Consider the following 15,074-nt stretch of genomic DNA (forward strand, 5'->3'; position numbering starts at 1 on the left):
GTGTGTTCTTCCAACCTTCCAGTTAAAAGCTGAATTCTATTAAGTAGAATTCAGCTTTTGTGTACTCGTTAGTAATTATTCCTAATGACAGACCATATAATAGATAAGCTAAAAAAATTTTGACATCAATTATCTAAATTAATCAAGCTGAAAAATGTAGAAATGGTAAATTTATTAGTCATTATGAAATGAGGTTAATTTTGATGATTCAATTACTCCAAACCGGTATTTTAAATGAATCCTTAATTCAAATTGAGTGGGGAAATTATACTCAATCAGTAGCAGCGATTCATCGCCATCTTGAAAATTCAAATAGTGAAATGACAGGCTGGCTAAACTCTCCAATAGAAAATAATGTAGAATTGGTGAACTCGATTCAACAAAACGCATATAAAATTAAAATGTTGGCGGATGTATTAGTAGTTATCGGTATTGGGGGCTCATTTTTAGGTGCAAAAGCCATTCAAGATGCATTAACACCGTATTTTGGTGATTGTGCGAATGGGATTGAAGTTGTCTATGTTGGTCAAAATATGAGCGGTGCTTATATTCGGCAGTTACTCAATAGTCTCGAACATAAAGAAGTATATGTAAATATTATTTCAAAATCTGGTACAACAATGGAGCCGGCGTTAGCCTTTCGTGTTTTGAGACAATATATGGAGAAGCGATATGGAGAAGAAGCGCAAAATCGGATTATCGTGACAACTGATGCTGAAAAGGGATTATTGAAGGCTATAGCAGAAAAATCAGGTTACCAACAATTCTTAATTCCAGCGAATATTGGTGGTCGTTATTCCGTGTTAACACCAGTTGGACTGTTACCAATTGCTGTCGCAGGTGTTGATATTGAAAAGTTACTAGCAGGGGCAAAACAAGCTGCAATAGTTTTAAAGAATGAAAACCTCGACCAAAATGAAGCGTATCGTTATGCAGTAATCCGACAAGAACTTTATAAAAAAGGTTATCAAATTGAACTATTAGCCTCTTTTGAACCAGGGCTTACAAAACTCCATGAATGGTGGAAGCAATTATTCGGTGAAAGTGAAGGGAAAGAAAAAAAAGGATTGTTTCCAGCTACAGTCAGTTATTCAACGGACTTACATGCAATTGGTCAGTTCATACAAGATGGTAGCCCCATTATTTTTGAAACCTTACTTCACTTCAAGGAGATTCTTTGTGATTATCATGTTCCATTTGATAGTGAAAACGATGATCAACTGAATTATCTAGCAAACTATAGCTTTAACGAAATCAATGCCATTTCCAAGCAAGGTACGGCTATGGCCCATGCGGATGGGGGGGTTCCGATCATCCAACTCGAATTAGAGCGGTTGGATGCCTATCATTTAGGGTACCTTATTTATTTTTTCATGAAAGCATGTGCGATGAGCGCTTACCTTTTACAAGTTAATCCTTTTGATCAACCAGGTGTTGAAGCCTATAAAAAGAAAATGCTTCAATTGTTACAAGAATAGAATGTAAAAAAACAAGTAGGATGGGGATGTAAATGACCACGATAAAGGCGATAGAATATCACTTTCCAACAAATCAAATTATGAATGATCCAAACAATAAACTAACTAAAAAAATAGGGATTTCATCTAGATACATCGCAGAGAAAGATGAAACTGCCTCAGACTTGGCAATAAAAGCCGCTGAAAAATTGTTTGATAAGGGAATTTTTAAAAAGAGTGAAATTGATTTTTTGCTATTTTGTACGCAAGCCCCAGACTATATTTTACCTACATCGGCATGCATCATTCAGGAAAAATTAAAACTCCCAACTAGTTGTGGTGCACTCGATTTTAATTTAGGCTGTTCTGGTTTTATTTATGGGCTCTCGCTTGCTAAAGGGTTAATTGAAAGCGGGCAAGCAAAGAATGTATTGCTTTTAACAGCAGATACTTACAGTAAATTTATCCATGAACATGATTTCAGCACATCTGTATTATTTGGTGATGGAGCGGCGGCAACTTTAATTACTGAATCTTCGGAGAGTAATAATCTTGGTCCATTTGTATTTGGAACAGATGGTAGTGGTGCAGAAGAGTTAATCGTTTATGCAGGTGGATCTAGAGAGCCCATGGATACTGAATCTTTACTGGAATTTGAAGATGAAAAAGGTAATATTAGAACGCGAAGTAATCTATATATGAATGGATCAGAAGTATTTAATTTTGCTATGCGAGAAGTACCGAAAGCGATTGCTGATTTGGTTAGTAAAGAAAATACAACATTAGATGATTATGATTACTTTATTTTTCACCAAGCGAACAAATATATGTTAGATGCTTTGAGAAGAAGGATAGAAATTGATAAGGATAAATTTTCGATTCAATTGAATGATTGTGGGAATACGGTATCTTCTACAATCCCAATCGCTCTAAAAAGAGAAATCGAACAAGGACATATAAAAAGCGGGGACAAAATTTTATTAGTCGGATTCGGAGTAGGGTTATCTTGGGGCGCTTGCTCAGTAAGAATAAGTTTCTAACAGTATATTTTAAATGCGGGAGGTCTATGAGGTGAATTTAAATCAATTTATAGCTTTATGTGAAGATATTTTAGAATTAGAAGAAGGTACGCTGACAATGGATACGGTTTTAGATGAAATAGAAGAATGGGACTCATTAACAAGGATGGACTTAGTTTCATATTGTGATGAGAAATTTAACACTACACTTCCTGTAGAAATATTTCGAGATACTGAAATATTTCAAGATGTAGTAGATAAAGTGAAGCACTTTTTACAGGTGACAGTCCATGAATAAAGAAGAGTTGCTAGTATTAGTTGGTGATGGAGAATTTGCCGAAATCGCATATGAATATTTTACTTATGACTCTCCATATCGTGTCGTAGCATTTGCGGCTGAAAAAGAGTATCTAGTGAAGGAAACACTGTATGGTTTACCTGTTATACCTTTTGAGGAAATCGAACAAAGGTATCCATCCGATCAATATAAAGTTTTTGTTGCTATTAATAGTACAAAATTAAATAGACCTAGGACTAGATTATATAATGAAGTAAAAAATAAAGAGTATGAGGTTGTTTCATATATTAGCTCAAAAGCATTTGTATGGCGAAATGTAAAGATTGGAGAAAATACGTTTATTTTCGAAAACAATGTCTTACAGCATCATGTTGAAGTAGGGAATAATGTCATTATGTGGAGCGGTAATCATATTGGGCATCGTTCAGTTATTAAAGACAATAGTTTTATAACTTCCCATGTTGTGATAGGGGGGCGATGTGAAGTAGGAGAGAGTAGCTTTCTAGGTATAAACAGTACTATAAATGACATGATTAAAATAGGAAAAGATTGTTTCATTTCTTCTGGAGCAGTAGTAAATAAAAATACAAAAGAAGGATATATTTACTCGGGAAATCCCGCAAAATCTATGGCTATAACGAGTTATAGATATTATGAAATAGAAGTGGACAGGATTATATCTTGGAAGAAATGATTATATGTATTCAAAGCTCGAATTTAATCTAAACCTAATCTAGTATTTCACCATCTTGAGAACAAAGTTATTTATGTCACTAGAATTATGAATAGAATATCCAAAGTTTGTTTGATACTTTGGACATTTATAGTGAAAAGTCTGTTGAAGTAATAGCTTTATTGTTAACTTCATATAGTAATCAATAGAATTAGAAGCATATTATCTAGTAAATTACTCTTCCCGTAAGTTTGGGCGACTTTCGTAAATAATGTTGATTGTAGTTGCGGCAGTTGACTCCGTGGGGATTAAGTGACTAATGAACAAATGCTAGATACGTCATGACCTAAGGCAACCTATTTGTAACCATTATAGAATTGACCTCAGCTAGAACGGAAAATAACCCAATATTATGGAGATGAAACTATTAAATGTATCTCAAGGGGGCACAACTATTGGAAGAATCAATCAGTTTACAAGAAATGGCGAAAATAATAAGGAAAAGATTATTACTAATTATTATCCTAATGGTTATCAGTGTTGGAATTTCCGTATGTATTAGTTTTTTTGTATTAACTCCGATCTATAAGGCTCAAACACAAATATTAGTAAATCAAAAAAGTATATCTGAGGAAGCATATATATGGCAAACAACAGAGGCTGATTTACGATTAATTAATACGTATAATGTTATTATTACAAGTCCGGTCATTTTAACTCCCGTTATAGAACAACTTGGGTTAAATATTACTCCGGATCAATTAATGAAAAAAATCTCAGTTTCAAATGAACTTGAATCGAAAGTTGTAAATATCAGCGTGTTGGATCCCGATCCATCCAAGGCTGTGGACATTTCAAATACAGTGGCAGAAGTGTTTGAAAAGCGAATTCCGAATCTCATGAGTGTTGATAATATTTCGATTTTATCAGCCGCGAAAATAAGTGATGATCCAAGTCCGGTAAAACCGAATAAAATATTGAATGTCGGGATTGCGGTATTTATTGGTCTCGGGTTAGGTGTGGGGTTAGCAATTCTACTGGAACTTTTAGATACAACGGTCAATAGCGAGAGAGATATTGAAGAAATGAAAGGTTTACCCGTCATCGGCGTAGTGGGCTTTATAGCCGATGAAAAGGAAAAAAAAACTTCCTTTATTTCACGTAGAGCGAGGAGGAACATAAATGTTTAAGTTGAATCATAGAAGAAAGAAAAAAAAGCTAAAACTCTCAAAACTATCCCGAAAACTTGTTACGATTTCTGATACGAAATCGATTATTGCAGAACAATTTCGCACAATCCGTACAAACATCACATTTTCAATGCCTGACCAAGAATTGAAAACGATTTTAGTTACCTCGTCTACACCAGGAGAAGGGAAATCTACGAATGCAGCAAATCTTGGGGTCGTATTCGCGCAAGAAGGTAAAAGAGTCCTAATTATAGATGGAGATTTGAGGAAACCGACTTTGCATTATACATTTAATACTTTCAATAAAGTGGGGCTATCCAACGTGATTGCAAAAAAGGCGGCTTTCTATGAAGCGATTCAAGAGACCTTTATAGTTGGACTGAATGTATTAACGAGTGGTCCCGTTCCACCAAATCCATCTGAATTGCTTGCTTCAAAAGCGATGGATGTATTGCTCTTTGATGTGAGAAAAGATTATGACGTCATTATTATTGATGCACCACCATTGTTATCTGTTTCAGATTCCCAAATATTAGCGAATAAATGCGATGGCACGATTTTAATTGCAAATACAGGTGTTGTCGAAAAAAGTGCTGTCCAAAAAGCACATGCCATTTTGTCTAACTCTCAATCAATCATTATAGGGGTAGTTTTAAATAATTATGTAACACCAAAACATCAGCATTATTATTATGAATATAGTTTTGGTGAATAATTTTCTGAAGAGTTTCAATTTTCGGATTCTAAACGATAATCATACCGCATACAATGACGTACAGGCAATAAAAATTGTCTAAAAAGCAGTACTAGATGAGGAGGAAATAGCTGTGGATTCATTAAAAGTATCATCACGTTCAAATCCTAACTCTGTTGCAGGTGCACTCGTTGCGGTAATACGAGAGCAAGGGTTTGCAGAAATGCAGGCAGTTGGGGCAGGTGCATTAAATCAAGCGATTAAGGCTGTAGCCATTGCAAGAGGATTTGTCGCACCAAGTGGAACGGATTTAATTTGCGCACCAGCCTTCGCGGACATTACCATTGCAGGGGAAGATCGTACAGCGTTAAAATTACTCGTTGAAAAAAGAAATCGTTAATAATAAATTTAAAACACTTGCACAGGGATGAATAATCCACTATGCAAGTGTTTTTTGTTGTACTTAAACGTTTTGGAACAAACTAATCCGAATTTCGTTGTAATAATTAACTACATTTAAGATAGAAGCCATGGATTCGAAAAGATCTTGTTTATGCAAGTGCAACAATTAAGCCGAGTCCAAATGCGATTATAAGAAGGTATCAATAATCAAAAATGTACTCAAACCAATTTGTGTACAAAACTTTCCGTCAAAGGTCTGATTTTTTGACTCAATATGACATTTGCAATAGAAGGAACGTACACTTCATGTTAAACTAATGAAGGAAAATTAACTGAATTCATTTGCAGATTAAAGGATATCGGTTAAGCCTCTGGTAACCATTACGCAGAGGTGTAATGGCATATACATAGCTGTAGCATTATCCAGCTACCTAATAAAGTAATTTTAATTACTTTATTTACTTATACAATTAGAAATCTTAAGGAGATGTTGATATGTTACATCAGCTTTCATGGAAAGTCGGTGGGCAACAAGGTGAAGGGATTGAGAGTACAGGTGAAATTTTCTCAATGGCAATGAATCGTTTAGGGTATTTCCTATACGGTTACCGTCATTTCTCTTCTCGTATTAAAGGTGGCCATACGAATAATAAAATTACGGTTCGTCCAACGGAAGTACGTTCAATTGCGGACGATTTAGATATTTTAGTGGCGTTCGATCAAGAAACAATCGACGTGAACTATAAGGAATTAACAGCATCTAGTATTATTTTAGCAGATGCAAAATTTAATCCAACAAACCCAGAAGACTGTGTAGCACCTCTATATGCAGTGCCATTTACAGAAATCGCAGCAGAGCTTGGAACGTCACTCATGAAAAACATGGTGGCAATTGGTGCTACAGCAGCTCTTTTAAATTTAAGCGAAGAAGTGTTCCAAAGCGTAGTAGACGAAATCTTCGGTCGTAAAGGTGAAGAAGTCGTAGCGAAAAACATTGAGGCCATTACGCGCGGTCGTGAAGCCATTTCTGAACAAATTGGCGAGCGTGTAGGTAGCTGGGAGTTAGTACCGGCAGATGGTAAGCGTCGTATGTTTATGATTGGGAACGACGCAGCGGCATTAGGTGCGCTTGCGGCGGGATCACGCTTCATGGCAGCTTACCCAATTACACCTGCTTCTGAAATTATGGAATACATGATTAAAAAGTTACCATTAGTTGGTGGAGCGGTGATTCAAACAGAAGATGAAATCGCAGCCGCTACAATGGCAATTGGGGCAAACTATGGTGGTGTTCGTGCATTCACTGCATCAGCAGGTCCTGGTCTATCATTGATGATGGAAGCAATCGGTCTTTCAGGTATGACCGAGCAGCCGCTTGTTATTTTTGATACACAGCGTGGTGGCCCATCAACAGGTTTACCAACAAAGCAAGAGCAATCAGATTTAATGGCGATGCTTTACGGTACACATGGTGAAATTCCGAAAGTTGTCATTGCTCCTTCTACGATGGAAGAAGCTTTCTATGACACAATTCAAGCATTTAACATTGCCGAAGAATTACAATTACCAGTTATCGTCATGACGGATTTACAATTAGCATTAGGGAAACAAACGGTAGAGCCATTTGATTATAGCAAAATTGAAATCCGTCGCGGTAAAATCGTCGAGGCGGTTGAAGATGAAGAAACAAAAGATTACTTCAAACGTTATGAAAACACAGAAGACGGCGTTTCACCTCGTGTATTACCAGGCTTAAAGGGCGGTATTCACCACGTAACAGGTGTAGAGCATGATGAAACAGGGAAGCCATCCGAAGCAACGGGCAACCGCCGTACACAAATGGATAAACGTATGCGTAAATTAAATCATGTACGCTTCCATAATCCAGTGTACGTAAACGCGCCACATGAAGAAGCAGATGTATTATTAGTAGGCTTCAACTCAACGCGCGGTGCTTTAGAAGAAGTACAAGAAATGTTAAATAACGAAGGCGTAAAAGTAAACCATGCCCATATCAAATTAGTGCACCCATTCCCAGCCGAAGAAATGACGGCATTAATGGATCGTGCGAAAAAAGTCATCGTAGTAGAAAATAATGCTACAGGACAATTAGCGAACATTATGAAAATGAATATCGGTGGTCATGCAAAGACAAAATCGATTTTAAAATACGATGGGACACCGTTCTTGCCACGTGAATTAACAAACTTAGTGAAGGAGGAAATGTAATCATGGCAACATTTAAAGATTTCCGAAATTCAGTAAAACCGAACTGGTGCCCTGGCTGTGGTGACTTCTCTGTGCAAGCAGCAATTCAACGTGCAGCAGCAAATGTCGGATACGAGCCAAACGAATTAGCTGTTATTTCTGGTATTGGCTGTTCAGGTCGTATTTCAGGCTATATTAACTCATACGGTTTCCATGGTATTCATGGACGAGCATTACCAATCGCACAGGGCTTAAAAATGGCCAACAAAGATTTAAAAGTTATCGCTTCTGGTGGTGACGGTGATGGCTTTGCAATCGGTATGGGACACACAATCCATGCAATTCGCCGAAACATCGATATTACGTACGTAGTCATGGATAACCAAATTTACGGTTTAACGAAAGGGCAAACATCTCCACGCTCAGCAGCAGGTTTCATTACGAAATCAACGCCAGGTGGGGCAATTGAGCCATCGTTAAAACCTTTAGAAGTCGCCCTTACAAGTGGTGCAACATTTGTAGCGCAAGGATTCTCAACGGATATTAAAGAATTAACAGCATTAATTGAAGCAGGCTTAAATCATAAAGGCTTCTCATTCATCAACGTGTTCTCTCCATGTGTCACATACAACAAAGTGAACACATACGAATGGTTCAAGGAGCATTTAACGAAATTAGCCGATATCGAAGGCTATGACAATTCAAATCGCGAGCAAGCGATGCAAACGGTTATGAAGCATGAAGGGTTAGTAACAGGGATTATTTATCAAGATACGGAAACAAAATCGTATCAGGAAAAAATCCGCGGCTATTCAGAATTGCCATTAACAGATATTGATATTAGCTTATCAGAAGCACAATTCGATAATTTAGTGAAAGAATTTATGTAAATACAAGGGACAGCATGAGTGAGAAACGCTTTTGCTGTCTTTTTTCGTTTTATCACGCTAAGTAGGGGGGCATGCAGTTTTGTTGGAGAAGGATATGGGGATTTTTGGGTATTCGCACGTAAATAGGCTAAAAACGCACGCATTTCTCGAAAATCGCACGTAAAAAATTCTGAGCATTGCCACGAAAAGAGCCATGCAATCGCCTATCTATAGACGATCGTAAAAATCCACCCATTTTTTCAGAGATAAGCCTTTTTTATTAATAGTAGAAAATTTAGTAAGTAAACTTGTATAACAAAAAAACACCTTTTGTGGAAATCTAGTATTGGCTACTACGAATTCCACATGAAGGTGTTTTACTTTTCAATTATTAAAAGAAGAAAAAGCCGATACTAATAATGATGCCTGAGTATACGAGAACGAGTACACAGAAGCCCATAATATCTTTCGCACGTAACCCAGCAACGGCTAATGCAGGTAATGCCCAGAAAGGCTGGATCATATTAGTCCAAGCGTCTCCCCATGCAATCGCCATCGCAGTCTTTGCAAAGTCTGCATTTAATGAAGCTGCTGCATCTAACATAATAGGTGCTTGTACAGACCATTGGCCACCACCTGATGGTACGAAGAAGTTAACAAGACCTGCTGCAAAGAATGTGAATAAATAGAATGTACTTTCATTTGAGATGGATACAAACCAGCCAGACATAACTGCTGCTAAGCCTGAAGCTGTCATCATTCCCATAATTCCCGCGTAGAATGGGAATTGGAATACGATACCACCCGTTGTTTTAATTGCATCTTGAACGGCTGCTAAGAAACGCTGTGGTGTACCGTGTAAAATGATCCCTAAAATGACGAACATCGTATTGACAATATTCAAATCTAAAACAAAGCCATTTGTCATAAAGTGATAGCCTAAATAAGTTAAACCCATTAATCCGATAAATCCTGTAATCAAATAGCTACGCTCCGTAATGGACGCAAATGTTTTTTCTGCTGGTGGAAAAGCTTCCTTTTCATCTTTTAATAAAGCTGGATCTATTTCTACGATTTCATCTTCCCTTGGCATTAAGAAACGGTTGAAAATCGGTAATGTTATAAGAATGACAATGACGATAAATAAGTTATATGTTGAGAAAATTGTTTGAGATGTAGGTACAACGCCCATTAACGATTGGAATGGATGATTTTCCGTTGCAATTGATAATGGAATGGACCCCGCTAAACCACCGTGCCATATCACCATCCCAGAGTAGGCACTCGCAATTAATAAACGATAATCTACTTTTTTCACATGACGTGCAATTTCTTTTGCAAAGATTGCTCCGATTACTAAACCGAAGCCCCAGTTAACCCAACAAGCAATTAATGATACGAATGTTACGATAATAATCGCCATGCTCGGTGTTTTAATTGTAGAAGCTAATTTTGATAACCCCTTTTTAAATAACGGACTATGTGCTAGTACGTGTCCAGCAGCTAATACAACAACCATTTGCATCGTAAAGCCTAATAACCCCCAAAAACCGTTCCCCCAATGAAGCGTCATGTCTAAAGGTGAAGAATCTGTAAATGTGACTCCTAATAACATGACTAGAAAAGTTAAAATTGCTACAAATATGTATGGGTCTGGAAGGAATTTTTCCATTAGTGCATTTGTAAAACGTGTAATATACCTCATATAAATTGCCCCCTTTGTTATCTCTCTAAATTTAATCTACTAGAAAAAATACTATATTTAAACAAAAATTTTATGCATTTTCGAGAAGAAATGGATTTTTATATTTTGGTGAATTTATAAATATGTCTAAAATTTGTATGGAAGCATTCAAAGAAACTCAATCGTATCAACATGTTTTCACAATATAGTAAGAGGAATAGAAAAGGATTTATTTATACTTATAGAGAATAAATAAGAGCGTCCTATAACAAAATGGAATAGAAGGTGTTTACGTGGAATTACGAGATTTACGAAATTTTATTGCCGTCGTGCAATCCAGTAGCTATACAAAGGCGGCACATCAGTCATTTGTATCACAACCCTCTCTTAGTAAAAGTATAAAAAAATTAGAAGAAGAACTAAATGTCAAATTATTAGAACGCTCTACTCGCTTTGTTCGATTGACCGATGCAGGTAGGATTGTATTTGATCAGGCTAAAAAGGCGGTGCTCGCATTGGATGAAATGCCTGTTTTACTAAATGATTTAAAGCAAATGCATACAGGAAGCATTTCGATTGGGATCCCTCCGCTTGTCAGTCTATTATTTTTCCCAGCAATTGCACGCAAATTTCATGAAAAGTATCCAAAAGTAAAATTAGACTTAACAGAACGTGGTGCAAAATTAATTTGGGAATTAGTTGATAATGGCGATGTGAATATTGGCTTTATTGTGCTGCCTACAAATGAGTCTTTATTTGATATTCAGCCATTTATAGAAGATGAATTCGTATTATTCGTCCATAAGGAGCATCCGCTTGCTAGTTGTGATGTTGTTTCGTTAGAACAATTAAAAGAAGAGCAATTTATTGTTTTTTCAGATGAGTACTCCCTTCATGATGTCGTCATTCAAGCATGTACAAAGGCAGGATTCATTCCGACAATTGCTTATAAAAGTTCTCAGGGCGATTTAATTGTTGAGCTTGTTGCTTCTCGTTTAGGTATTACACTATTACCGCGTTCTATATATGAAAAGCAGAAGCATGAAGATATTCGAATAATTGAGTTACAGGAGCAATTACTTTGGCGTTTAGGGATTATTACAAAAAAAGGCGCCTACCTATCTGTTGCTGCGAAGGAATTTCTCAGTTTTACGAATTAATTATTCTGTTATGGCATGAGTATTATTCAATATATGAATTTCCCTAATAAATCGCACCTTTGTACAATGTAGGAAATAAGTCAAGGGGAGGCGCATTGAGATGGAGAAAGTAGTCGCATCAGTTCAAGAGGCCATTCATGATATTGAAAACGGCGCAACAATTTTAGTAGGGGGATTTGGGCTTTGTGGAATTCCAGAAAACTTAATTACCGCGCTACATGAAAAAGGGGTAAACGAATTAACGGTTGTCAGCAATAACTGTGGTATAGATGATTTTGGGTTAGGTGTATTACTGCCAAATAAACAGATACAAAAAATGATTGCCTCTTACGTAGGGGAAAATAAATTATTTGAACAGCAATTTCTAAGTGGGGAGCTTGAAGTCGAGTTAACGCCACAAGGAACCTTAGCAGAGCGTATTCGTGCTGGTGGTGCGGGCATTCCGGGATTCTATACAGCAACTGGTGTAGGAACGGACATTGCACAGGGTAAAGAAGAAAAAGAATTTAACGGGAAGTCTTATATTTTAGAACGTGCGATTACAGGTGATTTTGCCTTTGTTAAAGCATGGAAGGCCGATCGTTCAGGCAATCTCGTATTTCGCAAAACATCACGCAACTTCAATCCACTCGTTGCAACAGCTGGTAAAGTGACGATTGTCGAAGTAGAGGAACTGGTTGAAACAGGGGAGCTTGATCCAGATGAAATTCATGTACCTGGCGTTTATGTACAGCGAATTGTTCACGGATTAACACATGAAAAACGCATCGAATGTCGTACAGTAAGGGAGGAAGCATAATGAATAAACGATTAGCAATTATTCGCCGCGCTGTAAAGGAAATTGAGGATGGGATGTATGTTAATTTAGGGATTGGCATGCCTACATTAATTGCCAATGAAATTCCGGAAGCCTATGATGTGATGCTTCAATCTGAAAATGGCATGCTCGGCATTGGATCCTATCCAACTGCAAATGAAGTGGATGCGGACCTTATTAATGCTGGAAAGGAAACGGTAACTGCTAAGGCGGGGGCATCCTTTTTCGATAGCGCGGAAAGCTTTGCGATGATTCGCGGTGGGCATATTGATGTTGCGATTTTAGGTGGCATGGAAGTGTCAGAAACCGGCGACCTAGCAAACTGGATGATTCCGGGGAAGGTTGTAAAAGGAATGGGCGGTGCGATGGACTTAGTTGCGGGTGCAAAAAAGGTAATCATCGTAATGGAGCATACAAATAAATATGGTGAATCGAAAGTAAAACCGGCTTGTACCTTACCGTTGACGGGCAAAGCGGTGGTCAATCGTCTCATTACAGATTTAGCTGTATTTGATTTTAAAGATGGACGTATGCAGCTTGTAGAATTACAAGAAGGTGTAACACTCGAAGAAGTACAAGCGAAAACCGAGGCTCAATTTGAAATAGCACTTTAAGCGTATTAAGACCAAAACGAGCGAACTAAAAATTATAAGGCTACATAAAATGCACCTCTGAAATGGGTATGTAAAATCCTATACATACTCGATTTGGAGGTGTGTTTTTATGGTGAAAACATAGTAATGCAAGTACATATAACTCCATGTTTATTGGTAATATGCTTTTTTACATCATTTTACAAGGAATTAACAATTCTACGGAAGCAATTTAATAAAAGATGCGTACAATTAATTTAAAATGACAGTGGAAGAGGTTTTGTGACGTGCGCTTTCTACAGGCGATAAAGGTAAAAGATCGACTAGCCGTTTTAATGATTATTTGTATTTTATCAAACATCATTTTAACCGTTTTTAGCTTAGATTATTTACGCAAAATGGAACATGAAACGTCGAAAATGTATCATGAAAAATTACAAGCGACGCAAGTATTACAGGAGACCATGCTTCAAATCGAAACAAACAATGCTATTTCAGATGAGGTCCAGCAGCAACTAAAGACTATTGCGTTTGATGGTAAAATGGAGCATTATATCAAGCAAGTAATGGCGAACCCATCTCCGAGCCTTCTTGTAGAAATCAATACATACATATTAGAGCGTGCGCAAAAACAGCTCGAAAATCACGAGTTAGATATTGCATTTGGTTATCGGTTAATTGTCAGCATTTCTGTTATTTTAATGGGACTCATTTTATTTTTCGGCATTCAAGCAATTCGTTCAATCAACAAACCAACGCGTGAATTAAAACAGTTGTTTAAATTAGCCCAGCAGGGGGATTTAACAAAATTTGCAACCTATAGCGCGCGCGATGAGTTAGGAGAAACAACGAAGTACTATAATTTAATGATTTCAGATATGAAGGAGTTATTGAAAACGGTTCGTCACGGGGCAGGGGAAGCGACCATAGCGAATCAAGATTTAGCCTATAATTTCGAGCAAATTACAAAGGGCGCGGTGCATATTGCTTCGAATGCAGATGTCATGACAAGCTCATTGCATTATGCAACTGTACAGCTTGGAGAAAATACTGCATCCATTCAGCAGGTCGCAGCGGGTGTTGAAGAAATTTCACAGCGAATGCATGCAATTGAGCATGTCGTACAAACAACGGTTCACAAAGCGTCTAATGGTGAAATTCTTGTTGAGCAAAACCTTGTGCAAATGCAATCAATTGAGCAGGCAATGGAGCAATCGAATAACAAGCTACAACAATTAAAGGGACAATCTCATGAAATTTCACAGGCTGTTCATATGATTCATGAAATTGCCGATCAAACGAATTTACTGGCACTGAATGCCTCTATTGAAGCAGCGCGTGCGGGAGAGCATGGGAAAGGCTTTGCGGTAGTAGCTCAGGAAGTAAGTAAGCTAGCAGAGCAATCCAAGCGCTTCACCAATTCCATTGCGACGATTGTAAAGGATATACAGCAAGGCACATTGGAGGCCTCACATAGTATGGAGCAGGCAATGAATCGTGTCGTGACAGGAGCAAAAAGTACAGAGCAAAGTGCTTATACATTTAGAGAAATTACCGATGAGGTTCATCAAATTGGGCCACAAATTGAGCAGATGACGCATGTAGTGAACGAAATCGTCAACCATACACATGAGGTCTCGAATAGTGCAGTGGAGCTGAGCAATCGCTCTGAGGAAAATTTAGCTTCCATGCAAAAAATTCAGCAGCAAGTGGATCTACAAAAGCAATCAACAAGTGAAATATCCGATGAAATCCGTAGTATCGCCAAAAATATGCGTTCCCTAACACAGGCAGTGGACCGATTTCAAGTATAAATACCAAGAGCTTCTGGCGACAACTTGGCGTCAGAAGTTTTTGGTATTTAGCAAAGTAAAGGATCAACTCTGTTAGATAAAAAACCAAATTATGTTAAATAAATTGCAAGGAACTGTAAATAGTTTAATATAAAATAGATAGTTAATAAATAAATTATGAATATTTTCAAAAAAGTAGTGAAAATCATTAGATTAA

At 37.4% G+C, this 15,074-nt stretch carries 14 protein-coding genes; 13 read left to right on the plus strand and 1 reads right to left on the minus strand.

Annotation, left to right across the window (positions count from 1 at the left end):
- The first annotated feature begins 203 nt into the window (after window positions 1-203).
- From MKX47_RS05230 to MKX47_RS05270, 9 genes are all read left to right on the plus strand, one after another.
- Complete coding sequence (locus tag MKX47_RS05230; protein WP_340771911.1) at window positions 204-1,478, plus strand: glucose-6-phosphate isomerase; 1,275 nt, start codon at window positions 204-206, stop codon at window positions 1,476-1,478.
- Window positions 1,479-1,510: 32 nt separating this feature from the next.
- On the plus strand, window positions 1,511-2,497 hold the full coding sequence (locus MKX47_RS05235; RefSeq protein WP_340771913.1) for a 3-oxoacyl-ACP synthase III family protein: 987 nt from the start codon (window positions 1,511-1,513) through the stop codon (window positions 2,495-2,497).
- 31 nt (window positions 2,498-2,528) lie between these two features.
- The gene (locus tag MKX47_RS05240; protein ID WP_340771915.1) at window positions 2,529-2,774 is read left to right on the plus strand and encodes an acyl carrier protein; all 246 of its coding nucleotides are present in this window, start codon (window positions 2,529-2,531) and stop codon (window positions 2,772-2,774) included.
- Window positions 2,767-3,468 carry an acetyltransferase gene (locus MKX47_RS05245; RefSeq protein WP_340771918.1) on the plus strand — a complete coding sequence of 234 codons (702 nt, stop codon included), beginning with the start codon at window positions 2,767-2,769 and terminating at the stop codon, window positions 3,466-3,468. Before MKX47_RS05240 ends, MKX47_RS05245 begins: the two co-directional genes overlap by 8 nt.
- A gap of 434 nt (window positions 3,469-3,902) precedes the next feature.
- Window positions 3,903-4,637: a YveK family protein gene (locus MKX47_RS05250; RefSeq protein ID WP_340771922.1), complete on the plus strand. Its 735-nt coding sequence runs from the start codon at window positions 3,903-3,905 to the stop codon at window positions 4,635-4,637.
- On the plus strand, window positions 4,630-5,352 hold the full coding sequence (locus tag MKX47_RS05255; RefSeq protein WP_340771924.1) for a CpsD/CapB family tyrosine-protein kinase: 723 nt from the start codon (window positions 4,630-4,632) through the stop codon (window positions 5,350-5,352). The genes MKX47_RS05250 and MKX47_RS05255 overlap by 8 nt, the downstream gene beginning before the upstream one ends.
- A gap of 112 nt (window positions 5,353-5,464) precedes the next feature.
- Complete coding sequence (locus MKX47_RS05260; protein ID WP_340771926.1) at window positions 5,465-5,731, plus strand: stage V sporulation protein S; 267 nt, start codon at window positions 5,465-5,467, stop codon at window positions 5,729-5,731.
- Window positions 5,732-6,228: 497 nt separating this feature from the next.
- Window positions 6,229-7,962, plus strand: coding sequence for a 2-oxoacid:acceptor oxidoreductase subunit alpha (locus MKX47_RS05265; protein ID WP_340771928.1), 1,734 nt, complete (start codon window positions 6,229-6,231; stop codon window positions 7,960-7,962).
- A gap of 2 nt (window positions 7,963-7,964) precedes the next feature.
- Window positions 7,965-8,831, plus strand: coding sequence for a 2-oxoacid:ferredoxin oxidoreductase subunit beta (locus MKX47_RS05270; RefSeq protein WP_340771930.1), 867 nt, complete (start codon window positions 7,965-7,967; stop codon window positions 8,829-8,831).
- 370 nt (window positions 8,832-9,201) lie between these two features.
- Here the strand turns inward: MKX47_RS05270 and MKX47_RS05275 are convergent, their stop codons facing one another.
- On the minus strand, window positions 9,202-10,515 hold the full coding sequence (locus tag MKX47_RS05275) for a short-chain fatty acid transporter (RefSeq protein ID WP_340771932.1): 1,314 nt from the start codon (window positions 10,513-10,515) through the stop codon (window positions 9,202-9,204).
- A gap of 272 nt (window positions 10,516-10,787) precedes the next feature.
- Between MKX47_RS05275 and MKX47_RS05280 the strand changes: the two genes are divergently transcribed.
- The 4 genes from MKX47_RS05280 to MKX47_RS05295 all read left to right on the plus strand — a co-directional run bounded on the left by MKX47_RS05280 (window position 10,788) and on the right by MKX47_RS05295 (window position 14,878).
- Complete coding sequence (locus MKX47_RS05280) at window positions 10,788-11,654, plus strand: LysR family transcriptional regulator (protein ID WP_340771934.1); 867 nt, start codon at window positions 10,788-10,790, stop codon at window positions 11,652-11,654.
- A gap of 100 nt (window positions 11,655-11,754) precedes the next feature.
- On the plus strand, window positions 11,755-12,453 hold the full coding sequence (locus tag MKX47_RS05285; RefSeq protein ID WP_340771936.1) for a CoA transferase subunit A: 699 nt from the start codon (window positions 11,755-11,757) through the stop codon (window positions 12,451-12,453).
- Entirely contained in the window at window positions 12,453-13,085 is a 633-nt protein-coding gene (locus MKX47_RS05290; protein ID WP_340771939.1) for a 3-oxoacid CoA-transferase subunit B, read from the plus strand. The genes MKX47_RS05285 and MKX47_RS05290 overlap by 1 nt, the downstream gene beginning before the upstream one ends.
- Window positions 13,086-13,351: 266 nt before the next feature.
- Entirely contained in the window at window positions 13,352-14,878 is a 1,527-nt protein-coding gene (locus tag MKX47_RS05295; protein WP_340771941.1) for a methyl-accepting chemotaxis protein, read from the plus strand.
- Window positions 14,879-15,074: the final 196 nt, after the last annotated feature.

It is taken from the genome of Solibacillus sp. FSL R7-0668 (assembly GCF_038006205.1).
Classification (GTDB): Bacteria; Bacillota; Bacilli; order Bacillales_A; family Planococcaceae; genus Solibacillus.

What these genes read in the sequence shown, in the direction of transcription:
- MKX47_RS05255 (WP_340771924.1), top strand. Translation starts at nt 4,630, where the DNA reads ATGTTTAAGTTGAATCATAGAAGAAAGAAAAAAAAGCTAAAACTCTCA.
- MKX47_RS05230 (WP_340771911.1), top strand. Translation starts at nt 204, where the DNA reads ATGATTCAATTACTCCAAACCGGTATTTTAAATGAATCCTTAATTCAA.
- MKX47_RS05270 (WP_340771930.1), top strand. Translation starts at nt 7,965, where the DNA reads ATGGCAACATTTAAAGATTTCCGAAATTCAGTAAAACCGAACTGGTGC.
- MKX47_RS05275 (WP_340771932.1), bottom strand. Translation starts at nt 10,515, where the DNA reads ATGAGGTATATTACACGTTTTACAAATGCACTAATGGAAAAATTCCTT.
- MKX47_RS05265 (WP_340771928.1), top strand. Translation starts at nt 6,229, where the DNA reads ATGTTACATCAGCTTTCATGGAAAGTCGGTGGGCAACAAGGTGAAGGG.
- MKX47_RS05235 (WP_340771913.1), top strand. Translation starts at nt 1,511, where the DNA reads ATGACCACGATAAAGGCGATAGAATATCACTTTCCAACAAATCAAATT.
- MKX47_RS05245 (WP_340771918.1), top strand. Translation starts at nt 2,767, where the DNA reads ATGAATAAAGAAGAGTTGCTAGTATTAGTTGGTGATGGAGAATTTGCC.
- MKX47_RS05290 (WP_340771939.1), top strand. Translation starts at nt 12,453, where the DNA reads ATGAATAAACGATTAGCAATTATTCGCCGCGCTGTAAAGGAAATTGAG.
- MKX47_RS05285 (WP_340771936.1), top strand. Translation starts at nt 11,755, where the DNA reads ATGGAGAAAGTAGTCGCATCAGTTCAAGAGGCCATTCATGATATTGAA.